At 71.1% G+C, this 24043-nt stretch carries 25 protein-coding genes; 10 read left to right on the forward strand and 15 right to left on the reverse strand.

Going from position 1 to position 24043, the window contains the following annotated elements:
- Window positions 1-120: 120 nt before the first annotated feature.
- Together ABZ642_RS06275 and ABZ642_RS06280 are read left to right on the forward strand one after the other, a co-directional pair.
- Window positions 121-1476, forward strand: a complete 1356-nt coding sequence (locus tag ABZ642_RS06275) for an RICIN domain-containing protein (protein ID WP_360477963.1) — start codon at window positions 121-123, stop codon at window positions 1474-1476.
- Window positions 1477-1714: 238 nt separating this feature from the next.
- Window positions 1715-3142: an alkaline phosphatase family protein gene (locus tag ABZ642_RS06280; protein WP_360477966.1), complete on the forward strand. Its 1428-nt coding sequence runs from the start codon at window positions 1715-1717 to the stop codon at window positions 3140-3142.
- 89 nt (window positions 3143-3231) lie between these two features.
- Here the strand turns inward: ABZ642_RS06280 and ABZ642_RS06285 are convergent, their stop codons facing one another.
- Together ABZ642_RS06285 and ABZ642_RS06290 are read right to left on the reverse strand one after the other, a co-directional pair.
- Complete coding sequence (locus ABZ642_RS06285) at window positions 3232-5139, reverse strand: FHA domain-containing protein (RefSeq protein WP_360477969.1); 1908 nt, start codon at window positions 5137-5139, stop codon at window positions 3232-3234.
- Between the two features lie 268 nt (window positions 5140-5407).
- Window positions 5408-7018 (reverse strand): metallophosphoesterase family protein, encoded by a 1611-nt coding sequence (locus tag ABZ642_RS06290; RefSeq protein ID WP_360477972.1) that lies wholly within the window; start codon window positions 7016-7018, stop codon window positions 5408-5410.
- 280 nt (window positions 7019-7298) lie between these two features.
- On the opposite strand from ABZ642_RS06290, the gene ABZ642_RS06295 reads away from it, so the two are divergent.
- Complete coding sequence (locus tag ABZ642_RS06295; protein ID WP_360477975.1) at window positions 7299-7772, forward strand: carboxymuconolactone decarboxylase family protein; 474 nt, start codon at window positions 7299-7301, stop codon at window positions 7770-7772.
- 69 nt (window positions 7773-7841) lie between these two features.
- Here the strand turns inward: ABZ642_RS06295 and ABZ642_RS06300 are convergent, their stop codons facing one another.
- Window positions 7842-8288 carry a cupin domain-containing protein gene (locus ABZ642_RS06300; protein ID WP_360477978.1) on the reverse strand — a complete coding sequence of 149 codons (447 nt, stop codon included), beginning with the start codon at window positions 8286-8288 and terminating at the stop codon, window positions 7842-7844.
- A 162-nt stretch (window positions 8289-8450) separates the two neighbouring features.
- Here ABZ642_RS06300 and ABZ642_RS06305 point away from each other — a divergent pair, with 162 nt between their 5' ends.
- Both ABZ642_RS06305 and ABZ642_RS06310 read left to right on the forward strand, forming a co-directional pair.
- Window positions 8451-9353 carry an RNA polymerase sigma-70 factor gene (locus tag ABZ642_RS06305; protein WP_360477981.1) on the forward strand — a complete coding sequence of 301 codons (903 nt, stop codon included), beginning with the start codon at window positions 8451-8453 and terminating at the stop codon, window positions 9351-9353.
- A 139-nt stretch (window positions 9354-9492) separates the two neighbouring features.
- Complete coding sequence (locus ABZ642_RS06310) at window positions 9493-10239, forward strand: SDR family oxidoreductase (RefSeq protein WP_360477984.1); 747 nt, start codon at window positions 9493-9495, stop codon at window positions 10237-10239.
- Window positions 10240-10359: 120 nt separating this feature from the next.
- Here ABZ642_RS06310 and ABZ642_RS06315 read toward each other — a convergent pair whose 3' ends face one another.
- A complete protein-coding gene (locus ABZ642_RS06315) occupies window positions 10360-10701 on the reverse strand; it encodes a hypothetical protein (RefSeq protein WP_360477987.1) in 342 nt (113 codons plus the stop codon).
- Window positions 10702-11065: 364 nt separating this feature from the next.
- Here ABZ642_RS06315 and ABZ642_RS06320 point away from each other — a divergent pair, with 364 nt between their 5' ends.
- Window positions 11066-11755, forward strand: coding sequence for an alpha/beta hydrolase (locus tag ABZ642_RS06320; RefSeq protein ID WP_360477990.1), 690 nt, complete (start codon window positions 11066-11068; stop codon window positions 11753-11755).
- A 220-nt stretch (window positions 11756-11975) separates the two neighbouring features.
- Here the strand turns inward: ABZ642_RS06320 and ABZ642_RS06325 are convergent, their stop codons facing one another.
- From ABZ642_RS06325 to ABZ642_RS06370, 10 genes are all read right to left on the reverse strand, one after another.
- Window positions 11976-12677, reverse strand: coding sequence for a DinB family protein (locus ABZ642_RS06325; protein WP_360477993.1), 702 nt, complete (start codon window positions 12675-12677; stop codon window positions 11976-11978).
- 110 nt (window positions 12678-12787) lie between these two features.
- Complete coding sequence (gene paaE, locus ABZ642_RS06330) at window positions 12788-13888, reverse strand: 1,2-phenylacetyl-CoA epoxidase subunit PaaE (RefSeq protein ID WP_360478887.1); 1101 nt, start codon at window positions 13886-13888, stop codon at window positions 12788-12790.
- An 11-nt stretch (window positions 13889-13899) separates the two neighbouring features.
- Complete coding sequence (paaD, locus tag ABZ642_RS06335; protein WP_360477996.1) at window positions 13900-14415, reverse strand: 1,2-phenylacetyl-CoA epoxidase subunit PaaD; 516 nt, start codon at window positions 14413-14415, stop codon at window positions 13900-13902.
- The gene (paaC, locus tag ABZ642_RS06340; RefSeq protein WP_360477999.1) at window positions 14409-15239 is read right to left on the reverse strand and encodes a 1,2-phenylacetyl-CoA epoxidase subunit PaaC; all 831 of its coding nucleotides are present in this window, start codon (window positions 15237-15239) and stop codon (window positions 14409-14411) included. Before paaC ends, paaD begins: the two co-directional genes overlap by 7 nt.
- Window positions 15240-15248: 9 nt before the next feature.
- Window positions 15249-15539, reverse strand: coding sequence for a 1,2-phenylacetyl-CoA epoxidase subunit PaaB (gene paaB / locus ABZ642_RS06345; protein WP_360478002.1), 291 nt, complete (start codon window positions 15537-15539; stop codon window positions 15249-15251).
- Window positions 15536-16507, reverse strand: coding sequence for a 1,2-phenylacetyl-CoA epoxidase subunit PaaA (gene paaA, locus ABZ642_RS06350; protein ID WP_360478005.1), 972 nt, complete (start codon window positions 16505-16507; stop codon window positions 15536-15538). Before paaA ends, paaB begins: the two co-directional genes overlap by 4 nt.
- 164 nt (window positions 16508-16671) lie before the next feature.
- Complete coding sequence (locus ABZ642_RS06355; RefSeq protein WP_360478008.1) at window positions 16672-17523, reverse strand: 3-hydroxyacyl-CoA dehydrogenase family protein; 852 nt, start codon at window positions 17521-17523, stop codon at window positions 16672-16674.
- Window positions 17520-18272, reverse strand: coding sequence for an enoyl-CoA hydratase/isomerase family protein (locus tag ABZ642_RS06360; protein WP_360478011.1), 753 nt, complete (start codon window positions 18270-18272; stop codon window positions 17520-17522). Before ABZ642_RS06360 ends, ABZ642_RS06355 begins: the two co-directional genes overlap by 4 nt.
- Window positions 18269-19489 carry a thiolase family protein gene (locus ABZ642_RS06365; RefSeq protein WP_360478014.1) on the reverse strand — a complete coding sequence of 407 codons (1221 nt, stop codon included), beginning with the start codon at window positions 19487-19489 and terminating at the stop codon, window positions 18269-18271. The genes ABZ642_RS06360 and ABZ642_RS06365 overlap by 4 nt, the downstream gene beginning before the upstream one ends.
- Window positions 19489-19656, reverse strand: coding sequence for a hypothetical protein (locus ABZ642_RS06370; protein ID WP_360478017.1), 168 nt, complete (start codon window positions 19654-19656; stop codon window positions 19489-19491). Before ABZ642_RS06370 ends, ABZ642_RS06365 begins: the two co-directional genes overlap by 1 nt.
- A 94-nt stretch (window positions 19657-19750) precedes the next feature.
- Here ABZ642_RS06370 and paaI point away from each other — a divergent pair, with 94 nt between their 5' ends.
- The 4 genes from paaI (at window position 19751) to ABZ642_RS06390 (ending at window position 22784) form a co-directional block, all read left to right on the forward strand.
- A complete protein-coding gene (gene paaI / locus ABZ642_RS06375; RefSeq protein ID WP_360478020.1) occupies window positions 19751-20179 on the forward strand; it encodes a hydroxyphenylacetyl-CoA thioesterase PaaI in 429 nt (142 codons plus the stop codon).
- Window positions 20179-21525 (forward strand): phenylacetate--CoA ligase PaaK, encoded by a 1347-nt coding sequence (gene paaK / locus ABZ642_RS06380; protein WP_360478023.1) that lies wholly within the window; start codon window positions 20179-20181, stop codon window positions 21523-21525. The genes paaI and paaK overlap by 1 nt, the downstream gene beginning before the upstream one ends.
- A gap of 42 nt (window positions 21526-21567) precedes the next feature.
- Window positions 21568-22047 (forward strand): GNAT family N-acetyltransferase, encoded by a 480-nt coding sequence (locus tag ABZ642_RS06385; RefSeq protein WP_360478026.1) that lies wholly within the window; start codon window positions 21568-21570, stop codon window positions 22045-22047.
- A 74-nt stretch (window positions 22048-22121) separates the two neighbouring features.
- Window positions 22122-22784 (forward strand): DUF5701 family protein, encoded by a 663-nt coding sequence (locus tag ABZ642_RS06390; RefSeq protein WP_360478029.1) that lies wholly within the window; start codon window positions 22122-22124, stop codon window positions 22782-22784.
- Window positions 22785-22850: 66 nt separating this feature from the next.
- Here ABZ642_RS06390 and ABZ642_RS06395 read toward each other — a convergent pair whose 3' ends face one another.
- Window positions 22851-23909, reverse strand: coding sequence for a cellulase family glycosylhydrolase (locus ABZ642_RS06395; protein ID WP_360478032.1), 1059 nt, complete (start codon window positions 23907-23909; stop codon window positions 22851-22853).
- Window positions 23910-24043 lie beyond the last annotated feature (134 nt).

The following is a 24043-nucleotide window of genomic DNA, read 5'->3' on the forward strand; positions in this document are numbered from 1 at the left end:
CGTCAATTCTCGTGGCGGGAGAAGGAATTCCTTCAGGAACACTGGCGCAGCGCACGTCCCACCGGATATCTCATGCCTCTGACAGCGTTGGTACCTCGTGTCAGAGTGAAGGGAAATCCCGTGCGACTGCGCCCCCTGCGCGTCCTGTGCTGTTCCGCCGTCCTCGCCGTGTCGGCGCCCGCCCTGCTGCCGGGCACCGCCTCGGCGGCCGTCCCCGTCTCCTCGGTCTATCTGCAGAACCTCGTCACCGGCCTCAACGCGGCCGACAGCGGTGGCACCGTGGCGGCCCACAACCCCAAGGGCAACGAAGACCACCAGCAGTGGACGGCCGTCGCGGTCGGCGGCGGCCACCAGCTGCGGAACACCGACGAGTCCGGCACCTGCCTGGGACGCAGCGGCACCGCCGCGGTGACCGCCGCCTGCGGCGCGGACGGCACCACCTGGAGCATCACGGCCGACGCCGACGGCACCTACACCGTCGCCGTCCCCGGCACCTCGCAGTACCTCACCGGCTCGGCCTCCGGCGCCGTACAGCTCGGCTCGGCGGGCGACCTCGCGCGCTGGTACCTCACCCCGGTCTCCTACGCGACCACGGCGATGCCCTCCGCCGACACCCGCGCCCTGGACCAGGTCACCTTCCTGACCGCGCACAACGCCTTCGCCAACGGCTCCGACGGGAACTTCGCCTCGTTCCCGGTCAATCTGTTCCCCAACCAGAACTACGGGATCAGCCGGCAGCTGTCCGACGGTGTCCGCGGTTTCATGCTCGACGACTACACGGTCTCCGGCCAGGCCGTGCTCTGCCACAACAGCTGCGACGGCGTGAGCAACCCCGTCCCGCTCGCCACCGATCTCCAGCGGATGGTCGACTTCCTCAAGGCCAACCCCGGCCAGTTCGCCACGGTCTTCCTGGAGGACTACGCCTCCTCGGACGTGCTGAAGTCCTCCCTGGCCTCGGTCAACGGCCTCTCCGACGTGCTGTACCGGCCGGACCAGGAGGGTGTGGCCGCCAAGGGCTGGCCCACGATGGCCGATCTCGCCGCCCGCGGCAAGCAGCTGCTGATCTTCAGCGACCGGACCCGGGCGAGCGACAGCGCCAACGGCTGGGCCACCCGTGACACCTTCGGCGTGATGTACCAGCGCGAATGGACCGTGGAGAACTACTGGTCCATGGGCGGCGGCATAGGCGACTCCGACTGGTCCTGCTACAGCCGCTGGGGCACCGACAGACCCCTCACCACCGACTCGGCGGCCTTCCACCCGCTGTTCGTCATGAACCAGTTCCGGGACTACCCGATCAGCTCCACCGCCGCCACCGACAACGGCAAACTCCTCAACCGCGCCCAGAACTTCTGCACCCCCGCCGCCCGCAAGAAGCCCAACTACCTCGCCGTGGACCGTTACGACACCGGATCGCCCACCCCGCTCACGACCGTGGGCACCCTCAACACCTACATCCTCGCGCCGGGCCAGTGACAGAACCCAGGTAGCGGCCGACGTTCTTCAGTACTCGGCGACGCCCGTGCGACGAGGGGGTGTGGGAGGCAAACGCCTGACCAACTCCTTCCGATGCGTTGGCCCGGAGTTCATCAGCCACCCCTGATGCACCCCACCTCGCGGGGCCCACAGTGAACGGCAGGCCCGTCCTCACGGCCGGGCCTGCCGTCACTCCCGCAAAGGTTCTCGCCCCCGAGAACTTGAGAAAGGAGCATCCATGGCCGAGTTGACCCGTCGCAGACTCCTGGGCTCCGCCGCCGGCGCGCTCGGCGGCGCCGCGGCCCTCTCCCTGCTGCCGCCCAGCGTCCAGCAGGCCGTCGCCGCCGGACCGCCGAGGAACAGCTCGCTGCGCGACATCGAACACGTCGTCATGCTGATGCAGGAGAACCGGTCCTTCGACCACTACTTCGGCACCCTCTCCGGCGTCCGCGGCTTCGCCGACCCGCACGCGCTGAGGCTGGACAACGGGCGGTCCGTCTTCTACCAGCCCGACGCCGTCAACCCCAGGGGCTACCTGCTGCCCTTCCACCTCGACACGCACACGTCGAGCGCGCAGGCCATCCCGTCCACCAGCCACGCCTGGTCCGTGCAGCACCAGGCCTGGAACAACGGGAAGATGGACCAGTGGCTGCCGGCCCACCGCAAGGCCGACGGCGTCAACGGCCCCTATGTGATGGGCTACTACACCCGCGAGGACATCCCCTTCCAGTTCGCCCTGGCGGAGACCTTCACCATCTGCGACAACTACTTCTGCTCGGTCTTCGGCCCGACCTGGCCGAACCGGCTGATGTGGATGACCGGGAGCATCGACCCGGGCGGCACCCAGGGCGGCCCGATCATCAGCAACGTCGCGCCCACTCCGTACCGCTGGACCACCTACGCCGAGCGCCTCCAGGCGGCCGGCGTCAGCTGGAAGGTGTACCAGGAGGAGGACGACTACGGCACGAACATGCTGGAGCAGTTCGCGACGTTCAAGAGCGCGCAGCCCGGCTCCGACCTGTACGAGCGGGGCGTACGCCCGCAGCCGCACGGCACCTTCGAGGACGACGCCCGCAACGACCGGCTCCCGACGGTGTCGTGGATCTGCCCCACCAGCTACCAGTCGGAGCACCCGGACTACCTCCCGGCCGCCGGCGCCGACTACGTGGCCTCCAAGATCGAGGCCATCGCCTCGAACCCGAAGGTGTGGCGCAAGACAGCGTTCATCCTCAACTACGACGAGAACGACGGCCTGTTCGACCACGTGGTCCCGCCGACCCCGCCCGCGGGCACCAAGGACGAGTTCATCCAGGGCCTGCCGATCGGCGGCGGCTTCCGGGTCCCGGCCATCATCGTCTCCCCCTGGACGGTGGGCGGCTGGGTCGCCACCGAGGCCTTCGACCACACCTCCGCCCTGCAGTTCCTCGAACGGTTCACCGGTGTCGAGGAGTCGAACGTCAGCGACTGGCGCCGTGAGACCTTCGGCGACCTCACCTCCGCCTTCCGGTTCCGCGAGCGCCGACCGCGCCCGCCCCGGCTCCCCCGCAACACGGCCGCGCAGCTGGAGAAGGCGAAGGAGGAGGTCGCCACCCTCCCCAAACCCACGCTCCCGCAGGCCGACCAGAGTTACCCGCACCAGGAGAAGGGCCACCGCCCCCACACCTGACCGCCCCCGCACCCCGCCACCGCGGTCGGTGGCGGGGTGTCGGGCGAACGGGCCGTCCGTTCGGCGGCGCGCGCCGAACGGAGTCCGTCCTACGGCTTGGCGGCCGGCTCCAGTGCGCCGACCGCCGCGGCGGCCGCGGACGAGTCCTCGCCGTAGAAGATGTCGATGTCGACCTCTTCGCCGCCCATCGTCAGCGTGTCCCAGGCCCCGCTGAGGACCAGCATGCGCAGCGTGGCGGGCTGCAGGGTGCGCAGGCGCTCCAGGATCGCCTCGTCGTCCGGCATGCCCTCCAGCCGGAGGGCCAGACGCGCGCGGATGGCCTGCATGCGCTCCAGCAGCGTCTTGGTGTCCGCCTCACGGTCGGGCTCCTCGGGGATCCCGTCGATACCGTGGCCGATGATGTCCTTGATGGCCCAGGTGACGCCCTGGTCGTCGGTGGTGACCATCGCCTTCCAGGCCCGGCTCTTGTGCCGGTACTGGAGCATCGACATGGCCGCCTCGTGCCGCAGGAAGTCCGCGTCCCGGAACGGCCGCCCGTTCCACGCCCCGTTGAGGGACCGGGCCAGCGAGATCGCCGACGCCAGACCGCTGTTGAGGCCACGGCCCGGCCAGAAGTGGATGGCGTTGGCGGCGTCACCCAGGAGGAAGCCGTAGGTGCCCGGGGAGTTGGCGGTGGGCGGCAGCAACTCGGCCGAGAATCGCGGGCGTTGCACCATGTCGAGGCGGAAGCTGGTGACCGCCGACAGGTCGTCGGACTCGACCCCGAACAGCAGCAGCCCCTCGCGCACCCGGCGCCACAGCGGTGAGCCCTTGACCAGGGCGGGCAGGAACAGCGTGCCGTGGGTCGCGCACTGGAAGTCGCCGTACTCGTCGCGGTCCATCAGGCACGGCCGGGAGGCGATGCACTCCTCGAAGACCCGGCGGACCGGGTCCAGGCCGATGACCTCCGCGGCCTCGGCGTCGGTCAGCCGCATGTTGAGGAAGCCCTCGCCGCGCAGCGAGTTCAGCAGGAAGCGGTTCTGGGCGACGGTCAGCAGCACCGCCATGGGGTCGGTCAGGCCGGACTTCACCCGCAGGCCGAGGACGACGTCCTGGAGGTGGCGCCCGTCGAGGGAGTAGATCGACTCGTCGGCCTTGCCGAAGCGGGCGGCGAAGCGGTCCCGGGTGCGCGAGCGGCCGCCGTCGCAGATCGCGAGCACGTGCTGGGTGGCGAGCGCCTCCTGCTGTTCCTCCGCGTCGAACCGGGAGGGTATGAGCCGGATCCGGTCCCGCTTCTCGTTCGCCAGCTCCAGCAGCCGGTCCTCGATATAGGCGATGCGCATGTTGCGCGGGTGGTTGTCGCCGACCGAGTCCGGGCCGGAGGGCCACATCTCGGTGAAGTGCTCCGGGTCGAAGAGGCGCTCGCGGACCTCCTCCGGCCAGGCGAGGTACTGGCGGCTCTGTACGGTCACCACCTGCAGACGCCGTACGTTGCCTTCCTCCGGGCTCTTCCAGACGATGTTACGGCCCTGCTTGCGCCACCTGCCGTCGTAGACGGTGATCTGTACCTGGGGGCCGAGGAAGTGCTCGAGGAGCAGGGCGAACGACAGGCCGACCGGACCGCCGCCGGCCACGGTGACCCGCAGGACGGGTCCGCGTTCGCTCTCCTGCGTGCCGTGCGTCACGGATCGCGGCAGGGAGAGCGCCATCAGCGTCTCCATGGCGTCCGCGACCTCGAAGCGGAACTCCTGGTCGCCGAGGGATATCTCGTCACCGGGCTGCAGCAGCCGGGACTCCACTTCCTCGCCGTTGACCAGGGTGCCGTTGCTGCTCTCCAGGTCACGCAGCACGTAACCCTTGTCCTCGTCGAAGACGATCTCCGCGTGGAAGCGGGAGACGCTGAGGCTGGAGATGACGACGGTGTTCTCCGAGTTGCGTCCGAAGGTGACGCGGGTGTCCAGGACCGGGATGCGCTCCCCCGCCAGCAGACCTTCGAGTCCGACCAGCACCGGTGCCACGGCACTTCCTTCCACAAGCTTGTCATGTTGTTGAACCGGGACACCGATCATGCGCTATGGCGCGGCAGTTCCCAAGTCGGCATGCGGCTCCGTCCCCCGACCGCCCCGCAGGCGAGCATATACTTGCTTAACCAAGTATTTCCAGTGCACGCTTCGGTACAATCCCTGCCGATCTGACGGGAGTTCGTCGGTTTTCGGCCAGTGCGGACCAGCGGCGTGGAAGCCCTGAGCGGGCCGGGCGGATGCCGCCCGGCCCGCCGAGCCCGGGTCAGCGGCCGTGGCCGTCGGAGCGCTTGCGGTGCAGGGTGAAGTTCTCGAAGACGGACAGTTCGCCGTGCGGCTTGTTCACGTTGTAGTACGTGACGTGCATCCGGGTGGTGTCACCGGGGTGCCGGCCGGGGTCGACGGTGAACGCGGCGAAGCCGTAGGGGTGTTCGGTGTCCCGGACGCCCGTCCACACCGCCTGCTCCTTGACATAGGTGGAGGTGCGCTTGCCGTTGGAGCCGGGGGACGCCGACACGGCGGTGATCACCTTGGCCGTGCCGTCCTTGAAGAAGCTCTGGTTGGTGGTTCCCGAGACGCCTCCGCCGCCGAGGATCATGTGCACGGTGCCGAGGCCGGCGTCGATGTCGTCGGTGGCCCGGGAGACCGGGTTGGGGGTGAGGGTCTCGCTGCCGGTCACCACACCGCGCACGGCCAGCGAACGCTCGTAGTTGTGCTCGTGGCCGCAGAGCACCAGGTCGACGTCGTACCGGTCGAACAGCGGGCCGTACTTCTCGCGCAGCCCCAGGTCCGCGCCGTTCGCGTCCGACGAGCTGATCATGACCTGGTGCATGGCCACGACCACCCAGTCGATGTCCTGCGAGGAGCGCGCCGCCTTCAGCTCCCTTTCCAGGAAGGCGAGCTGGCGGCCACCGGAGTAGCCGCTGATGTAGACGTCACCGCCGTCCTGCAGGCAGTTGTCGTCGTTCTGCAGCACGATCACCCGCACCGAGCCGGCCGTGAACGCGTACCAAAGGCCCGCGAGTTCGGCGTCCGTCTCGGTGGACGGGAGGGAGAAGTAGGTCTGGTAGGCGCCGAGGCCGATCGGGCCGTTGGCCTTCTCGATCTCGTGGTTGCCGGCCGCCGGCATCCAGGGGCGGAAGCGCGCCGAACGGGTGTTGTTGGTGAAGAAGTTGTTCCAGGTCCGCACCCGGTCGACGTCCAGGTTGGCGTAGCAGAGGTCGCCGTTGAGGAGGTGGAACAGCGGGGCGACCTGCTCGATACCGGTGACGATGTCCTTCGTCGCGGGCGTGGAGTTGGCGTCCAGGGCGACGGTGCCGTCGGCCGACCAGGTCACCTGCGGGGCGGACTGGTCGCCGAAGCTGGTGAAGGTGACCGGCCGGCGTCCCCGCGGAGCCGTGCGGAACGTACCGCTGTCGGGGGTCGCTCCCTCGTGCGTGGCGAGGTAGAGGTAGTCCGTGTCCGGGGCTAGCCCCTTCAGCAGTGCGTGGTGGACGTAGACGGTGCGGTCCGAGGTGCCGTCGACGTAGGTGACGGTTTCGGCCTTCTTGCTGGAGCCGAAGCCGTGTTCCAGGGTGCCGTAGCGCACGACGGGCTTGGTCACCGGCCGATCCGTGATCCACGACACCGTCATCTGGGTGCGCGGGTCGGCCCCGAAGGTCAGGTGCAGGCCCTGGACGGGGGGCGCGCCGGAGGAGTCCGCGGTGAGGTGGAAGGCCGGAGCGGCGTACGGTGCGGCCTGCGCCGTACCCGCGCCGAGCAGCCCGGTGGCCGCGCCCGCCCCCGCGGTCCCCAGCAGGCCCAGCGCGTGACGACGACTGAACCCCTCCGGACCTTCCGCCGATCTGCCCTCTGTTGAGTCTGCCTGTGTGGTCATGACGCCCTCCCGACGAACAGCTGAGCTGACAACGACCGCACCCTGACCCAGCCCAACTGCTCCCACATGAACACCACATGACCACACGGCCATCACGCGTCAGGCATCAGGCCGCCAAGACCGACCCATGTCCTCGCCTTTACCGGAATCCGCCCTGGTCTTGACCAATCCCGCTCCCCGAGCCAATCGGGCGAGACCCATGTCACACCCGGCTTCCTGTCACACATCGCGGTCCACTCCGGTCAATCATGTGCAACCGCCGCACAGCAAGGAGATCACCGTGGAATCGCGACTCGACTACTTCGGCCACCCGCTCGCCGGGAAGGTGCTGCGGCACATCAACTCGGCCGGCAAGGCCGTCTCGGACTCGACGCTGCCGGCCACGATCCAGGAGCTGGTGAAGATCCGCGCCAGCCAGATCAACGGCTGCGGTTTCTGCACCGACATGCACACCAAGGACGCCGCGGTGGCCGGGGAGACCGCGCAGCGCCTCCACCTGGTCGCGGCGTGGCGTGAGGCGAAGGTGTTCACCGAGGCGGAGCGCGCCGCGCTGGAGGTGGCGGAACAGGGCACCCGAACCGCCGACGCGGCCGGGGGCGTCTCCGACGAGGTGTGGGCCAACGCCGCCAAGCACTTCGACGAGGAACAGCTCGTCGCCCTGATCTCCCTGGTCGCCGTCATCAACGCGTACAACCGGATCAACGTCATCAACCAGCAGCCCGCCGGGGACTACCAGCCCGGCCAGTTCGGATGACCGACGCCCACCGCACGGCCGTGCCGTCCGCTCCCTGCGAAGGAGACGGCACGGCCGCGCCGCGTTCCGTCAGCCCGCCGTGGGGCGTGGGGCGCGCAGATGGGCCCGCTCGGCCAGTTCGCCCTCGTCGACCAGCTCCAGCATCGGCTTGCCCGGCCCACACATCATGGTCACGACGAACCGGGTCCGCGCATCCGTCAGGGCGTTGCCGTCCTGGTAGTGGATCACGTCACCACCCGGCTCCCAGAACGTCCCGCCGGCCTCGACCACCCGCTCGGGCTCGCCCTCCAGCTCGAAGCGGACCGCTCCCTCGATGACGTACCCGAACGCGGGTCCCGAGTGGCGGTGCGGCGGGGTTCCCGGGTCTCCGGGCTCCCACTCGACGTAGATGGTCATCGCCGAGGCGCCCTCGGGGACGGCGATCGGTGCGGCGTCCTGCAACACCGTCACCGCCGTCTTCCACCCTTCCGGACGGGGCTGCCCGCCGGGCCCGTCCGCTGCGTTCCTGTCCGACATGGTGGGGCACCTCCGTGGAGTCGTCGTCCCTCGGTACCGGCCTTCGCCATGGATGCCCGAGGAGACGTGGATCTGTGACACGGAGGGACCGGATCATGCCCCTCTGTGCCGTTCTGCGCGGTGCCAGCTTGTAGCATGATGATCCAACTCTGGAGGACATCGATGCGCGGCGGTGAGAACGGGGGCTCGGGCTCCCTCGACCAGGCGACGGAGGAATTCCTCGCGGCGCGTCCCCAGCTCTTCGGTATCGCGTATCGCGTGGTCGGCAGCGCCGTGGAGGCGGAGGACATCGTCCAGGAGGCGTGGCTGCGGTGGCAGAACACCGACCGTGCCGACATCCGTGAGCCGGCCGCGTTCCTGGCCACGGTCACCACCCGGCTGGCGATCAACTTCACCCAGTCCGCCAAGGTACGCCGGGAGTCGTACGTCGGCCCCTGGCTTCCCGAGCCCGTCGACACGAGCGCGGACCCACAGCTGGGCGCGGAACGCGCGGAGGCACTCGACCTGGCGGTTCTCCTCGTCCTGGAGAAGCTGAACCCCGTGGAGCGGGCCGCCTACGTGCTGCGGGAAGCGTTCGACTACACCTACGGGCGGATCGCGGACGTCGTGGAGACCAGCGAGGCCAACGCCCGCCAGCTGGTGAGCCGAGCCCGCAGGCGTCTGGCGGCGGAGCGCCGGGAGCCGGTGGACTCCGCCAAGCACCGGCGATTCCTGGAGGTGTTTCTCGCCGCCGCGCAGAACGGCCGCCTCTCGGTGCTCGAAGAGGTGCTCACCGAGGACGTGGTCAGCTACGCCGACGGCGGCGGAATGCGCGGAGCGTCCAGGATTCCGGTCGTCGGGCTCCCGCATGTCTCCCGGTACCTCGTCGCCTTCGCACCGCGTTTCTGGCCCGGGACGGACGTCCGCTGGGTCGAGGCCAACGGCAGGCCGGCGGTCCTGATCTCGGCCGGCCAGAACCCGGTGGCGCTGCTGTCGGCCGATGTGTCGGAACGCGGCATCGAACGCCTCATGTGGGTGATGAACCCGGCCAAGCTGGCCCCCTACGTGTCGTCGCTGGACGGCTGAGCCCCCTCGTCCAACAGGCCGCACGCCCGGGCGACAACGGATGATTTTCCTCGACTTCCCGGACGGGCTGTCACAGGCGGAGGACCTGCCCGGTCTCTTCTGGTGCAGACACCAGAAACACTCCGAGAGGAACTCCGTCATGAAGGTCGTCGTGATCGGCGGTACCGGACTCATCGGTTCGAAGCTCGTCAGCAGGCTCGGCGAGGACGGGCACGAGGCGGTCGCGGCCGCGCCCAGCACCGGCGTCAACACCCTCACCGGGGAGGGGCTGGCCGAGGTCCTCGAGGGCGCCTCGGTACTGGTCGACGTGTCCAACTCCCCTTCGTTCGAGGACCGGGCCGTCCTGGACTTCTTCCGCACCTCCACGGCCAACCTCCTCCAGGCCGAGGCGGACGCCGGCGTGCGGCACCATGTGGCGCTGTCCGTGGTGGGCACCGACCGGCTCCAGGAGAGCGGCTACTTCCGGGCCAAGAAGGCCCAGGAGGATCTGATCAAGGCGTCCGGCATCCCGTACTCCCTCGTCCACGCGACCCAGTTCTTCGAGTTCGCGAAGGGGCTGGCCGACGGGATGACCGAGGGCGACACCGTGCGCCTGCCGGACGCCAGGATCCAGCCCCTCGTCTCCGACGACGTGGCCGCGGCCGTGGCCCGCGCCGCGGTGGGCGCGCCGGTCAACGGCGTGGTGGAGGTCGGCGGCCCCGAGGCGTTCCAGCTGGAGGAGTTCATCCGGATCGCGCTGGACGCGGCGAACGACCCCCGCAAGGTCGTCACGGACCCGGAAGCGCGGTACTGGGGGGCCGAGCTGCGGGAGAACACGCTGCTGCCCGGCCCGGACGCGAGCCTCGGCGAGGTCAGGTTCACCGACTGGCTCGCGCGGCAGCGGTAGGCGTCGACGGGTGGTGGCCCCCGTGAGTGACGACGGAGGGGGGCCACCTCCCGGCCGCCGAGCGCACTCAGGAGCGCCGCGGATGCCATGGCCCCGCTTTCGGGCCCTACGCGCCCCGGCTCACGACGTGCCGACCAGTACCGCGGTGACGCACAGCGCCATCGCCACGGTGATCAGGATCATCGCGGTCAGCGTCCCGCGCAGCCAGTGTCCGAAGCGGGCGCGATGCCGCTGTTCCACCACGTCGATGCTCGTGGCGATGTGCTCCGTCACCATGCGGGCCACATAGGTCTGTTCCGCGAGGTACCAGCGTTCGATGTCCGTCCGCTGGTCCTGCGTCAGTCCCGGCTCCTGCGCGGTGAAGTCCGCGACCCGTCGGCGTGCCGCTCGCAGATGAGCCTGCTGGTAGAGGAAGTCCTGGATGTCGGTCAGGCCGCGGGCGGCCTCCTCGTTCGTGTCCATGGTGTGCTCCCCAGGTGAGGCGGCGGCTGTCCGGCCGGTCACTGTGGTGTGGGCGCGGGGTACGCGCGTCAGCGCCGGGAGGAGAGCAGCGCGCACGAACGTTCGGGCCGGGACTGGTCGGGCCGGCGATCTCGCGAACGCCGCGCAGAGAGCTGGAGCAGACAACCTCGACGTCCAGCGTGGCAACATCCGCGTGAAGCCGCAAGGGCACCGGCACAGCGGTGTCCTGGGCGTCTCTCCGCACGGGGAGAGAGGCCGCGCGGTGCTCTCCGCGAACTACGTCAATTGACGGAATCGGTCTTGGCGGCAGCCGTCCAGCTTTCTTCGCGTGGCCGCGACGGTCGGACACGCCGAGGGAGAAGCCATGAGTGCGGAATCGCGGAACGTCGTTCTCGTCCACGGAGGCTTCGTGGACGGATCCGGCTGGCAGGGGGTCTACGACGTCCTCAAGCGGGACGGGTACGACGTCGGCATCGTCCAGAACCCGACGCTGTCGCTGGAGGGGGACGTCGCGGCGACGCGGATGGTCCTCGACGCGCAGGACGGCCCGGTCGTCCTGGTGGGGCACTCCTACGGCGGTGCCGTGATCTCCGAGGCGGGCAGTCACCCGAAGGTCGCGGCGCTCGTCTACATCGCCGCGTTCGCGCCCGACAAGGGCGAGTCGGTGAGCACGCTCATCGCCGACCCGCCGCCCGGCGCCCCCGTGCCGCCGATCCTGCCGCCCAGGGACGGCTTCCTCTTCCTGGACCGCGAGAAGTTCGCGGACTCCTTCGCCGGTGACGTGCCCGCCGAACTGGCGGCGTTCATGGCCGACTCGCAGGTCCCGTGGGGCCTCGACGCCCTCAACGGCGCCGTGTCCGAACCCGCCTGGCGGGTGAAGCCGAGCTGGTACCTCGTCGCCACCGACGACCGTATGATCCCGCCGCCGGCCCAGCGGGCGATGTCGGAGCGGGCGGGGTCGACCGTCGTCGAGGTTCCCGGCAGCCACTCCGTGTACGTGTCGTGGCCGGACGCGGTCGCCGACCTGATCAAGCAGGCCGCCGCCGGTGACTGACCCCGCGGCGTCCCGCGCGCGGCCGGGGTCCGGGCAGCCCCCGCGATCCCGGCCGCTGCGGCATGCCCGGGGGGCGTCGCGGCCCAGCGGAGGCCACGCGGTCCGTGCCGCCGCGGCGCACGTCGCCGGTGTCGTCGCGCCCTCCCGGCGCGACGCACTGACCGACGACGGCGCCGGACCCTCACGGGGACCTGCTCTCCTCGTGTCGGTGGCCCCGGGCCTACGCTCCGCCGAACCGGGCCTGCCCCAGGTCGCGCAGGAGTGCGATCTCGGCCATGTGGTGGACGAGTTCGAGGTTGGTCTCCCACAGCACGTCGACGAACGGATCGTCGGGGTCGGAGCCGGACGGGTACTGCGAGAAGCCGACCGTGTCGAGCTGCTCGTCGGTGACGGCGGCGACACTCGTACGCCAGCGGTCCACCGTCGCCCAGAACCGGTCGAGTGCCGAGGCGGCGTCCGGGGTGAAGTCGACCAGCAGCTCCGGGTGGAGCCGCCGGTCGCCGAAGGTCCACTCCCAGCGGCCGGCGAAGCACGAATGCAGATGTCCGAGCCGCCAGGCGATGGTGGTGACCGGGGTCCGATCGGGCTCCGGCGGCCCGGTGCGGCCGAGGATCTCCTCGACCCGCCCGACGTCGACGCTCCAGTCCTCGGCGATCTTGGCGACGGGCATGCCCGCGGCGACCTGCCGGGCGAGCTCGGCGTACTCGCCGGCCGGGATGTCGGGGGCGCCCTTGTCGAGCACCCAGTCACCGGGGCCGTACGCCCCTGGTGTCGTCGCCTCCTCCCGGCGCCGGATCGACCAGCAACCGGGCACCGGCTCCCACAGGTACTCCTCGTCACCGAGCCCCGTCAGCCGCACCTGGGCCAACTCCCTGGCGCGGTCGAACTGGTCGAGCAGCAAGCCCGAACGGCCCGTCCCCATGCGTCGCTCCCTCCGCCGTCTCCTGCCCTGCCACGCCCGGACGGAGACTAACGACCCGGCGGCACGGGGCGCGACGGATTTCGGAGCCGGCGGCCCTGGGCCGCTGCCGGTCAGCTGTCGTAGTCGACCGTCAGCTTCTCCGAGACCGGGTACGTCTGGCAGGTCAGCACATAGCCGGCCTCGACCTCGGCCGGTTCCAGGGCGTAGTTGCGGCGCATGTCGGCTTCGCCGTCCGTGATCCGTGCCCGGCAGGTGCCGCAGACGCCGCCCTTGCAGGCGAAGGGGAGGTCCGGGCGGATGCGGGCGGCGGAGTCGAGAATCGCGGTGCCGCGCGGCAGCCGGGCGGTGGTGGAGCGGCCGTCGAGGGTGACGGTGACCTCGCTGGCCGGGCCCGTCGCCGCCGCCTCCTCGTGCCGGACGGGTTCGATCGGCTCGTCGGCGAAGAAGAGCTCCTGGTGGATCCGCCCGCCGGGGACGCCCAGCCCGGCCAGGACCTGCTGGGCGTCGAGCACCATGCCGTGCGGTCCGCACAGCCACCAGTGGTCGGCGGAGGGTACGTCGACCAGCCCCGCGACGAGGGCGGCGAGGCGGTCGCCGTCGAGGCGGCCGGAGAGGAGTTCGGCTTCGCGGGGCTCGCGCGACAGGACGTGGGCGAGGTGGAAACGGGTGCGGTACTCGTCCTTCAGGTCGGCCAGTTCGTCGGCGAACATCACGGTGTCGGTGCGCCGGTTGCCGTAGAACAGCGTGACCCTGGAGCGGTCGTCGGCCGCCAGGACGGACTCGGCGATGGACATCATGGGGGTGATGCCCGAGCCCGCGGCGATCAGCACATGGTGGCCGGGCACGGTGAGGTCGGGGGTGAAGGCTCCGGTCGGGGCCATCACCTGCACGATGTCGTCGGGCCGCACCTCGTGGACCAGCCAGGAGGAGAAGAGCCCGCCGGGCACCTCCCGGACACCGATGCGGGGCGGGGCGCCGACCGGGGAGCAGATCGAGTAGGAGCGGCGCTCGTCGCGCCCCTCGATCTCGCGGCGCAGGGTGAGCGACTGCCCGGGGCCGAAGGCGAACTCCTCCGCCAGGGCCTCGGGGATGTCGAAGGTGACCGCCACGGCGTCCTCGCACAGGCGCTGGACGGCGGCGACGCGCAGGGGATGGAAGGCTGGGCGGCGCCGGCGGACTGTCGTCGCGGGGGCACCGGCGGTCGGTGCCATCAGCTCTGCCATCAGATCTCCTTGACGTACTCGAACGGCTCGCGGCAGGCCAGGCACCGCCACAGTGCCTTGCAGGAGGTGGCCGCGAAGCGGGAGGTCTCCTCGGTGTCGGCCGATCCGCAGCGCGGGCAGGTGACCGTGCGCCGGGTCGGTGACAGGTTCAGCGGGACGGGACCCGCGGGGTGCCGCGGTGCCGTCGTGGGCGGAGCGATGCCGTGTTCGGCGAGCTTGCGGCGCCCTTCGGGGGTGATCCAGTCGCTCGTCCACGGCGGGTCGAGGACCGTTCGGATCTCGACGCGGTCGAAGCCGGCGTCCCGCAGACGGGCCGCGACCCCGGCCCGCATCTCGGCCATGGCGGGGCAGCCCGAGTAGGTGGGGGTGAGACCGGCGACCACCGTGCCGTCGGCCTCGATCGTCACGGTCCGCAGTACCCCGAGGTCGGCCAGGGTGAGCATGGGAAGTTCGGGGTCGGGGACCTGTTCTGCGAGGTGCCGGGCCCGCCGGACGTCGGACAGGACGGTCACCATGTCGCCTCCGGGTGGGCGCGGGCCACGCTCTGCAGCTCGGCCAGGAGCGGGGCGAGGTGTTCGGTGTGTGCGCCGTGCCGGCCGTGGCCGGGCAGGGCCGCGGTGTGCGGCAGGGGGAGTCCGGCCGCGTCGAGGACCTGCTGGAGATCGGCGAGGACCGCCTCGCGCACGTCCTCGGCGGCGAACAGCTCTTCCCAGTACGGAGCCTGTGACTCCAGGGCCGTCAGCATCCGTGCGTGGGACTCTTCGGTGCCGTCGCCCAGGCGTACGACCCATTCGGCGGCGTACTGCCGGTGGTAGGTCAGCTCCTTCACGCCCTTGGCCGCGATCGCCGCGAGTACCGGGTCGGGCGCGGCGGCCAGTTCGGTGAAGTGGGCGAGGCGCCAGCTGGCGAACACCAGCAGCCTCAGGACGGAGAAGGCGAAGTCCCCGTTGGGGAGTTCGGCCAGGCGTGCGTTGCGGAAGTCGTCGGCGTCGCGGAAGTAGGCGTAGGCGTCCTCCGTGCGGCCGGTGCCGTCCACCTGGCCGCAGCGCGCGTAGAGGAGCCGTGCCTGGCCGAGCAGGTCGAGCCCGATGTTGGCCAGCGCCACCTCCTCCTCCAGTTCGGGGGCGCGGGTGACCCATTCGGCGAGCCGCTGGGCCAGGACCAGGGCGTCGTCGCCGAGCGCCAGGCAGTGGGCGGCCAGTGCGGCGCCGTCGACGCCCTCGGGTACGGCGGTGTCGACGCCGTGCAGCGGGTCTTCGAAGCCGGTGCCGAACGCCCAGCGGGCGTCGCCGTCGTCGTGGCCCTCGGCCAGCGAAAGGTAGACGTGGTCGTCGCTCATCACCGGCTCCTAGATGTGCGGGACATCGTCGGGGATGTCGTAGAAGGTCGGGTGCCGGTAGACCTTGTCGGCGCTGGGGGCGAAGAAGGGGTCCTTCTCGTCCCGGGTGGAGGCGGCGATGTGGTCCGAGCGCACGGCCCAGATGCTGACGCCTTCGTTGCGCCGGGTGTACAGATCGCGGGCGTGGGTGAGGGCCATCTCGTCGTCCGCGGCGTGCAGTGAGCCGACGTGGACGTGGTTAAGGCCGCGCTTGCCGCGGATGAACACCTCGTACAGGGGCCAGTTCTCCGAGTCGCTCATGCGACGGTCTCCTTACGTGCCCGGGCGGCCTGCTTGGCGGCGTGCGCGCCGGCGGCCGCACGCACCCAGGCGCCCTCCTCGTGGGCGTCGCGCCTGCGCTGCATCCGCTCCGCGTTGCACGGGCCGTTGCCGCTGATGACTTCCTTGAGTTCGGAGAAGTCGGGGGTGCCGAAGTCGTGCCGGCCGCGCTCCTCGTTCCAGCGCAGTTCCGGATCGGGCAGGGTCACGCCGAGCCTGGCCGCCTGGGGCACGGTCATGTCGACGAAGCGCCGGCGCAGTTCGTCGTTGCTGTGCCGCTTGATCTTCCAGGCCATCGACTGCGCGGAGTTGGGCGAGGCGTCGTCGGGCGGACCGAACATCATCAGGGACGGCCACCACCAGCGGTCCACCGCGTCCTGCACCATCTCCCGCTGGGCGTCGGTGCCGCGCATCATGGTCATCAGCAGCTCGTAGCCCTGCCGCTGGTGGAAGGACTCCTCCTTGCAGATCCGCACCATCGCGCGGGCGTAGGGCCCGTACGAGCTGCGGCACAGGGGGACCTGGTTGCAGATGGCCGCGCCGTCGACGAACCAGCCGATGACCCCGACGTCCGCGAAGGTGGGCGTGGGGTAGTTGAAGATCGACGAGTACTTCTGGCGGCCTTCGAGGAGGCGCTGGGTGAGGTCGGCCCGGTCCACGCCCAGGGTCTCGGCGGCCGAGTACAGGTACAGGCCGTGACCGGCCTCGTCCTGGACCTTGGCGAACAGGATCGCCTTGCGGCGCAACGAGGGCGCCCTGGTGATCCACTCGCCTTCCGGCTGCATGCCGATGATCTCCGAGTGCGCGTGCTGGGCGATCTGCCGGACCAGCGTCCTGCGGTAGCCCTCGGGCATCCAGTCGCGCGGTTCGATCCGCTGATCGCGCGAGATCGTCGTCTCGAAATGGGACTCCAGGTCGTGCTCGGCGTCCCTTCCGGCCGCTTCAGTCATCTCCACCCACTCCCTACCGACCATTCGTTCGGTTCATCATAAGGTATGCCCTCCCTGATCTGGCAAGGGCCGCACCGGATCGGTGCCCGGCAAAAGGCGACCGCCCGCGGGGGGCCACCGTCCGCCGGGGACGGCGCGCACGGTTGCGCGACGGCCCGGGCCGGTCACCAGGTGTAGAAGCCCCGGCCGGTCTTCTGACCGAGTTCGCCGCGGGCCACCTTCTCGCGCAGCAGCCGCGGCGGTGCGAAGCGGTCGCCGAGGGTGGCGTGCAGGTGCTCGGCGATGGCGAGCCGCACGTCGAGCCCGACCAGGTCGGTCAGGCGCAGCGGCCCCATGGGGTGCTTGTAGCCGAGCCGCATCGCGTCGTCGATGGCCTCGGGCGCGGCGACGCCCTCCTCGACCATGCGGATCGCCTCCAGGCCCAGGACCAGGCCGAGCCGGCTGCTGGCGAAGCCGGGCGAGTCCTTGACCACGACGTCCCGCTTGCCCAGCGCCCTGGTCCACTCCAGAGCGGCCCGCACGGTGTGCTCGGCGGTGTCGGGGGCGACGACGATCTCGACGAGCGCGGAGGCCGGCACCGGGTTGAAGAAGTGCATCCCGAGGAACCGTTCGGGCCGTCGCAGGACGGCGGCGAGGTCGGTGACCGACAAGGAGCTGGTGTTGGTGGCCAGGACGGTCGTGTCGCCCACCGCCTCCTCGGCGGCCTTCAGCAGGCGGGCCTTGAGCGCCGCGTCCTCGGGTACGGCCTCCACGACCAGTCCGGTCTGCGGCGGCAGGGCGTCCACCGTGGGTACGACGGTCACCCGGCCGGCCACCCGCTCCGCGGGCTCGCTCAGGTGGCCGCGCTCCCCGGCCCGCCGCAGGCTGCCGCCGATCCGCTCCAGCGCCGCGGCGGCGGCCTCGGCCCCGCTCTCCACCACGGTCACGGCGGAGCCGGCGGTGGCGAAGGACTGGGCGATCCCCGCGCCCATCCGGCCGCCGCCGATGACCGCGACGGTGTCGGGTGCCGAGGTCATGCGCGACTCCTCTTCTCAAGAAAACGTGTCATGCGGTCCTTCTTGTCCGCGCCCTCGAAGAGCACGGCCTGCGCCAGGTCGTCGGCGACCGGGTGGGCCCCGGGCGAGTCCACGACGAGCTTCGTCAGGCGCAGGGCGGTGGCCGAGGACCGCGCCATGCGGTCGAGCAGCGCGTGGGCGCTCTCCAGCAGTTCCTCGGCGGGGACGACCTCCATGACCAGCCCCGTGGCGAGCGCCGCCGGGGCGTCGAGGTTGCGGCCGGCGAGCAGGATCTGCTTGGCGACCGACTCCCCGACCAGCTCGGGCAGCCGCCAGCAGGCGCCGGCCGCCGCGAGGATGCCGAGGCCCGGCTCGGGGTTGCCGAAGACCGCGCCCGGACCGGCGATCCGCAGGTCACAGGCGTAGGCCAGCTCGGCCCCGCCGCCCAGCGCCCAGCCCTCGACAGCGGCCAGGGTGGGCATGGGCAGCCGCCGGACGCGTTCGAACAGACGGCTGTTGATGCCCTGGAGCGCCTCGTCGCGGCCGCGCTCCAGCAGCTCGGCGATGTCGGCGCCGCCCGCGAAGACCCCGCCGTGGCCGGTCAGGAGCAGCAGCCTGGGCTCGCGCTCCAGTCGCTCGCACACCTGGTGCAGTTCGCTGATCATGCGGCCGCTGATGGCGTTGCGGGCCTCGGGGCGGTGGAGGGTGACGACGACCCGGTCGGCCCGCTCCTCCACCAGCAGGGTGTCGTACGACGAGGACGTGGTCACACCCGCTCCACCAGCAGTGCGACGCCCTGGCCCACACCCACGCAGAGCGTGGCCAGGCCACGGCGGCCGTTCTCGCGTTCGAGGCGGCCGAGGAGGGTGAGCAGGATGCGGGCGCCGGAGCAGCCGAGCGGATGCCCGAGGGCGATGGCGCCGCCGTCGGCGTTGACCTTGTCCTCGTCGAGCTTGAGCCGGCGGATGACGGCCAGGGCCTGTACGGCGAAGGCCTCGTTGAGTTCGACGGCGTCCAGGTCGCCGGTCCGCCACCCGGCCCGGGCCAGCGCCTTCTCGGTGGCGGGGACCGGTCCGAGACCCATGAGGTTGGGCTGTACCCCGGCGGAGGCCGAGGCGACGATCCGGGCCCGGGGGGTGAGGCCGTAGCGCTCCACCGCCTCGGCACTGGCGACCGTCAGGGCCGCCGCGCCGTCGGACAGCGGGGAGGACGAGCCCGCGGTGACGATGCCGTTCTCGCGGAAGACGGTGCGCAGGGAGCCCAGCTTCTCCAGGGTGGTGCCGGGGCGGGGGCCCTCGTCCCGGGTCACCTCGCCGTCCCGCACGGGGACGGGGACGATCTCGCGGTCGAAGCGGCCCGCCTCCTGGGCGGCCACGGCCCGCTGGTGGCTGCGCAGGGCGAAGGCGTCGGACTCGGCGCGGGTGATGCCGTCCAGGGCCGCGACCTCCTCCGCGGTCTCGCCCATGGACAGCGTGACCTTGACCGCCTCCGGTCCGGCGTCCCCGGGGACGGCGCGGTCGGCGGCGGTGAAGCGCGGGTTGGTGAACCGCCAGCCCAGGGCGGTGTCGTGCACCTGCCCCGGCTTGGCCCACGGAGTGCCGGGCTTCTCCATCACCCAGGGCGCCCGGGTCATGGACTCCACTCCCCCGGCGACCACCAGACCGGCCTCCCCGGCGCGGATCGTCTGGGCCGCGGAGGCCACCGCGGTCAGGCCGGACGCGCACAGGCGGTTGACGGTGTAGCCGGGCACGGTGTGCGGCAGGCCGGCGAGCAGCACCGCCATCCGGGCTACGTCCCGGTTGTCCTCGCCCGCCTGGTTGGCGGCTCCGAGAACGACCTCGTCCACGGCCTCGCCGGGCACTCCGGCGCGCCGCACGGCCTCGGCGACGACGAGGGCGGCGAGGTCGTCGGGGCGCACGGCGGCCAGGGCTCCGCCGTAGCGGCCCTGCGGGGTGCGGGCCCCGTCGATCAGGTAGACGTCCGGCATCAGGCGGCCTCCCTGCCCTTCGCGGCGTACTCGCCGTAGACGGATCTGCTCGGCGACTCCAGGTGCGGGGACCGGTGATCGCGGCTCGCGACGGCGTCCGCCGCACGCTCGGTCGGCGCGCGGTGACGGGCGGGGCGGCCGGGCCTCTCAGGGGTCTTCTGCGGCATGCGCTACACCTCTTGACATGCGGGGGTCTCGCTGGATTACCTTGACCACACCGCACGCTAACCGAATGTTCGGTCGGTCCACAAGGTGGTGGAAATGACGACCCGGGTACCGGATACGACGCCTGGCCCCGTCGAGACGATGTTCGCCGCGGACGAGGCGTCACAGGGGCTCGGCATCGAGCTGCTCGAGCACGGCGAGGGGACTGCCGTACTGCGGATGACCGTGGCGCCCTCGCACGTCAACGGGCACCGGATCGCCCACGGCGGCTATCTCTTCCTCCTCGCCGACACCGCGTTCGCCTGTGCCTGCAACAGCCACGGTCCCGTGACCGTCGCCGCCGGCGCCGACATCGACTTCATCGCCCCCGCGTACGAAGGCGATGTGCTGGTGGCCACGGCGCGTGAGCGCGTTCGGTTCGGCCGCAGCGGTGTCTACGACGTGAGCGTTGTGCGCGGAGACGAAGTGATCGCGGAGTTCCGCGGCCGCAGTCGCACCCTCCGCGCACGGATTGAGGAGCCGTGATGAGCAGCGAAGTGATCGCGCCCGAGCCGAGGGCCACCCGGCGGGGGGAGCCGCTCCCCGAGGCGCTCCTGGACGACGCCGAGCGGATGTCCCGCGAGGAGCTGACGGCGCTTCAGCTCACCCGGCTGCGCGCGACGCTGCGGCACGCGTACGACAACGTGGAGCTGTACCGCGAGAAGTTCGACGCGGCCGGTGTGCGGCCCGAGGACTGCCACACCCTCGCGGACCTCGCCCGCTTCCCCTTCACGACCAAGGCGGACCTGCGGGACACCTACCCCTTCGGCATGTTCGCGGTCCCGATGTCCGAGGTGCGGCGCGTACACGCCTCCAGCGGCACCACCGGCCGCCCCACCGTGGTCGGCTACACCGACAACGACCTGTCCATGTGGGCGGACGTCGTCGCCCGCTCCATCCGGGCGGCCGGCGGCCGGCCCGGGCACAAGGTGCACATCTCCTACGGCTACGGCCTGTTCACCGGCGGTCTGGGCGCCCATTACGGCGCGGAACGCGCCGGGTGCACCGTGATCCCCGCCTCCGGCGGCATGACCGCGCGTCAGGTGCAGATCATCCAGGACTTCCGTCCCGAGATCATCATGGTCACGCCCTCCTACATGCTGACCCTGCTCGACGAGTTCGAGCGTCAGGGCATCGATCCCCGCTCCACCTCCCTGGAGGTCGGCATCTTCGGTGCCGAGCCCTGGACGGAGGAGATGCGCCGTGAGATCGAGGAGCGCCTGGACATCCACGCGGTCGACATCTACGGGCTGTCCGAGGTCATCGGCCCGGGTGTCGCCCAGGAGTGCGTGGAGACCAAGGACGGACTGCACGTCTGGGAGGACCACTTCCTCCCCGAGGTGGTGGACCCGCTGACCGACGAGGTGCTGGCCGAGGGCGAGAACGGTGAGCTGGTCTTCACCTCGCTCACGAAGGAGGCGCTGCCCATCATCCGGTATCGCACCCGGGACCTGACGCGGCTGCTGCCGGGCACCGCGCGTCCCGGCCTGCGCCGGATCGAGAAGATCACCGGCCGCTGCGACGACATGATCATCCTGCGTGGGGTCAACGTCTTCCCCAGCCAGGTGGAGGAGATCGTGCTGCGCACGCCCGGCGTGGCCCCGCACTTCCAGATCCAGATCGGTCAGCGCGGCCGGATGGACCACATGACCGTCCGTGTGGAGGCCCGGCCCGACGCCGGTCCCGCCGACCGTGAGGCCGCCGCGAGGACGATCGCCCAGGGCGTCAAGGACGGCGTCGGCGTCACCGTGGAGGTCGACATCGTCGACCCGGAGACCCTGGAGCGTTCCCTCGGCAAGCTCCGCAGGGTCAAGGACCTGCGCAAGGGTTAATACGCTGGCGACCGGACGGCCGTGGTGCCTACTGTCCTCCGCATGCCCGAACTGCAACTGCTCCGTCCGGACCACGCCCCGGCGATCCTCGCCTTCGAGGAGGAGAACCGCGCCTACTTCGCGGCGACCATCCCCGACCGCGGCGACGACTACTTCGCCCGGTTCGAGGAGCGGCACCGCGCGCTGCTCGCCGAACAGGCGGCCGGGATCTGCTACTTCCATGTGGTGGTCGGCGAGGCGGGCGAAGCGCTGGGGCGGGTCAACCTGGTGGACGTGGCGGACGGCGGCGCCGACCTCGGCTACCGGATCGCGGAGCGGGCCGCGGGGCGGGGGCTGGCCACCTGGGCCGCGCGGGAGATCTGCGACCTCGCCGCCACCGGATACGGACTGACCTTCCTGCGGGCCGCGACCACCCTCGGCAACGCGGCGTCCCGGGCCGTCCTGGCCCGGGCCGGCTTCACCGTCACCGGCGAGACACGGCTCTCCGGCCACCCCGGTCTGACGTATCTGCGCCGTCTGTAGGGGATGTACGGGAACATCCGGGCGGCCCGCCTCGTTGCCTCAGGGCCGATCCCGTCCCCGACCCTGGGAGCATCGTGCCCGCATCCGCGTCCGTCACCTCCACCGTCCTCCCCGCACTCCCCTCCCTCGGCACGCAGGCCGAGCGACTCATCGAGTCGGGGGTGCACGAGATCGCCGGGCTGTCCCCGGCCGAGGTCCGCGCCGTCGCCACAGCCCCTGCCGGGCCGGGTGCCCTGCTCGCCGTCCGTCCGGAGCACGCCCCCGCCGCCGCGCTCGCGCCGCTGCTCCGGCACGACGACCGGCCGGGGTTCGTCGTCACCGACATGACCGACGCCGACCTCTTCGCCCCGCTCGACACGATCGCGCTGCCCGACGCCCCGCTCTACGTCCTCACCGGTCTCGACCGGGGCGACGGTATGGCGAACTGGAGCCCTGACGAGGCACTGCCCGCGCTGACCGCGCAGGACCGCACCCCGTTGCTGCTCAGCGAGGGCATCCACTGGGTGCTGCAACAGCCCGCCGTCCTGGAGCGCAACCACTGCTTCATGACCATCGGTTCGCGGCTGCGGAAGGCCAACGGCGCCCTGGACGCGCGCACTCCGGCGATCTGGATCAGCAACGGCACCGGACGGGACGGCCGTGAGCGCCGCAACGCGCCCAAGGTGGGCTGGTGCTGGGCCGGTAACCGGCACACCTGGCTGGGGTTCGCCTCGGCAGCGGGCCGCCGGGCCGGGTAGGACACGCCGCCGGGCCGGCCGCGGTGTTCGTGGCGCACATCGGCACCGCGGCCGGCCCGGAGTCGGTCAGCCGCTCACCGGCCGGCCGCGGCCCCACGCCCAGGCGAGGCGGTCGGCGCCGGACTGGTTGGTGGTGGCCAGCCAGGGGCGGGAGGTGTCGCCGATCAGCTTCTGGATCGAGTAGGTGTCGTCGGTGCGCAGACCGGGCCAGTACACCGAGCCCATGCCGAGCTTGCGGAACAGGTCCGTGTCGGCCTGGATGAAGTTGACGGAGTTGTCGTCGGGCGTCGGCACGTTGTAGTCGAGGCCCGTGGTCATCGGGGCGCCGAACTCGTCGGCGACGGTCCGGCCCGCGCAGTCACCGAGCCGCTCCTTCAGGTCGGCCGCCCACTGGTCGTACGTGGCGTAGCTCTTCCAGAAACCGTAGTGGTGCAGGGAGAGGTAGGTGCCCTTCAGGCGCGGGTCGGCGCAGACGGTGGTGACGTGGTCGTTGTAGCCGGCGCCGCTGACGAAGACCCGGTCGTGCGGGACCGAAGGGTAGGTCGCCAGCCACTTGGCGGCGAGGTCGGCCCACTCGGCGTCGGTGTAGCCGTGCGGCTCGTTCATCGGCTCGAAGTAGACGTGCGGGTCGTGCCGGTAGGCCTTCACGACGGTGTTCCACATCGGCCAGTAGGTGGCCTCGTCGTCGATGAAGCCGTCCTTGTTCGCGCCGGTGCCCTCCCAGTAGGAGACGATCACCTTGAAGCCCTGCGCCGAGGCCGCGTCGATGACCCCTCGGTACGACTTCCAGTAGGAGCCGTTCACCGTGTAGGGGTTGATGGGCAGCCGTACGGTGTTGGCCCCGAGGTTGGCGCGGAACGCCGCGATCACGCGGGTCGCCTTGGCGTAGGTCTGCGCGTAGCTGTCGGAGAGCGACAGGCCGGAGAGGGCCACCGGGTCGTCGGCGTAGTTGTCGCGCGGGTCGGCCCAGTTGACGCCCTTGAACTGGCTGGTGCCATGGCCTGGTACGGCGGCGGAGGCGGGGCCGCCGGTGAGGGTCGTGGCGCCGACCGCGGCGATCGCGACCGCCGCCAGGGCGGCGCGCTTGCGAGGGGTGATCCGGGTTCCGGCGGGGGTCTTGCGCATCAACGTGCCCTTTCAGGAGACGGCGGCTCGGCGCGGCGGCTCGTGGCCCCGGTCGCATGTTCACGTAAACACCGACCGGGCGTGTTTACGTGAACATGCGCTGCGCGACGCGGCGCGGAGATCTCCGTCCGGGC

The sequence above is a fragment of the Streptomyces sp. NPDC007157 genome (genome assembly GCF_040634235.1).
Lineage (GTDB): Bacteria > Actinomycetota > Actinomycetes > Streptomycetales > Streptomycetaceae > Streptomyces.

What these genes read in the sequence shown, in the direction of transcription:
- ABZ642_RS06280 (WP_360477966.1), top strand. Translation starts at nt 1,715, where the DNA reads ATGGCCGAGTTGACCCGTCGCAGACTCCTGGGCTCCGCCGCCGGCGCG.
- ABZ642_RS06290 (WP_360477972.1), bottom strand. Translation starts at nt 7,018, where the DNA reads ATGACCACACAGGCAGACTCAACAGAGGGCAGATCGGCGGAAGGTCCG.
- ABZ642_RS06300 (WP_360477978.1), bottom strand. Translation starts at nt 8,288, where the DNA reads ATGTCGGACAGGAACGCAGCGGACGGGCCCGGCGGGCAGCCCCGTCCG.
- ABZ642_RS06305 (WP_360477981.1), top strand. Translation starts at nt 8,451, where the DNA reads ATGCGCGGCGGTGAGAACGGGGGCTCGGGCTCCCTCGACCAGGCGACG.
- ABZ642_RS06310 (WP_360477984.1), top strand. Translation starts at nt 9,493, where the DNA reads ATGAAGGTCGTCGTGATCGGCGGTACCGGACTCATCGGTTCGAAGCTC.
- ABZ642_RS06315 (WP_360477987.1), bottom strand. Translation starts at nt 10,701, where the DNA reads ATGGACACGAACGAGGAGGCCGCCCGCGGCCTGACCGACATCCAGGAC.
- ABZ642_RS06320 (WP_360477990.1), top strand. Translation starts at nt 11,066, where the DNA reads ATGAGTGCGGAATCGCGGAACGTCGTTCTCGTCCACGGAGGCTTCGTG.
- ABZ642_RS06325 (WP_360477993.1), bottom strand. Translation starts at nt 12,677, where the DNA reads ATGGGGACGGGCCGTTCGGGCTTGCTGCTCGACCAGTTCGACCGCGCC.
- paaE (WP_360478887.1), bottom strand. Translation starts at nt 13,888, where the DNA reads ATGGCACCGACCGCCGGTGCCCCCGCGACGACAGTCCGCCGGCGCCGC.
- paaD (WP_360477996.1), bottom strand. Translation starts at nt 14,415, where the DNA reads ATGGTGACCGTCCTGTCCGACGTCCGGCGGGCCCGGCACCTCGCAGAA.
- paaC (WP_360477999.1), bottom strand. Translation starts at nt 15,239, where the DNA reads ATGAGCGACGACCACGTCTACCTTTCGCTGGCCGAGGGCCACGACGAC.
- paaB (WP_360478002.1), bottom strand. Translation starts at nt 15,539, where the DNA reads ATGAGCGACTCGGAGAACTGGCCCCTGTACGAGGTGTTCATCCGCGGC.
- paaA (WP_360478005.1), bottom strand. Translation starts at nt 16,507, where the DNA reads ATGACTGAAGCGGCCGGAAGGGACGCCGAGCACGACCTGGAGTCCCAT.
- ABZ642_RS06355 (WP_360478008.1), bottom strand. Translation starts at nt 17,523, where the DNA reads ATGACCTCGGCACCCGACACCGTCGCGGTCATCGGCGGCGGCCGGATG.
- ABZ642_RS06365 (WP_360478014.1), bottom strand. Translation starts at nt 19,489, where the DNA reads ATGCCGGACGTCTACCTGATCGACGGGGCCCGCACCCCGCAGGGCCGC.
- ABZ642_RS06370 (WP_360478017.1), bottom strand. Translation starts at nt 19,656, where the DNA reads ATGCCGCAGAAGACCCCTGAGAGGCCCGGCCGCCCCGCCCGTCACCGC.
- paaI (WP_360478020.1), top strand. Translation starts at nt 19,751, where the DNA reads ATGACGACCCGGGTACCGGATACGACGCCTGGCCCCGTCGAGACGATG.
- paaK (WP_360478023.1), top strand. Translation starts at nt 20,179, where the DNA reads ATGAGCAGCGAAGTGATCGCGCCCGAGCCGAGGGCCACCCGGCGGGGG.
- ABZ642_RS06385 (WP_360478026.1), top strand. Translation starts at nt 21,568, where the DNA reads ATGCCCGAACTGCAACTGCTCCGTCCGGACCACGCCCCGGCGATCCTC.
- ABZ642_RS06395 (WP_360478032.1), bottom strand. Translation starts at nt 23,909, where the DNA reads ATGCGCAAGACCCCCGCCGGAACCCGGATCACCCCTCGCAAGCGCGCC.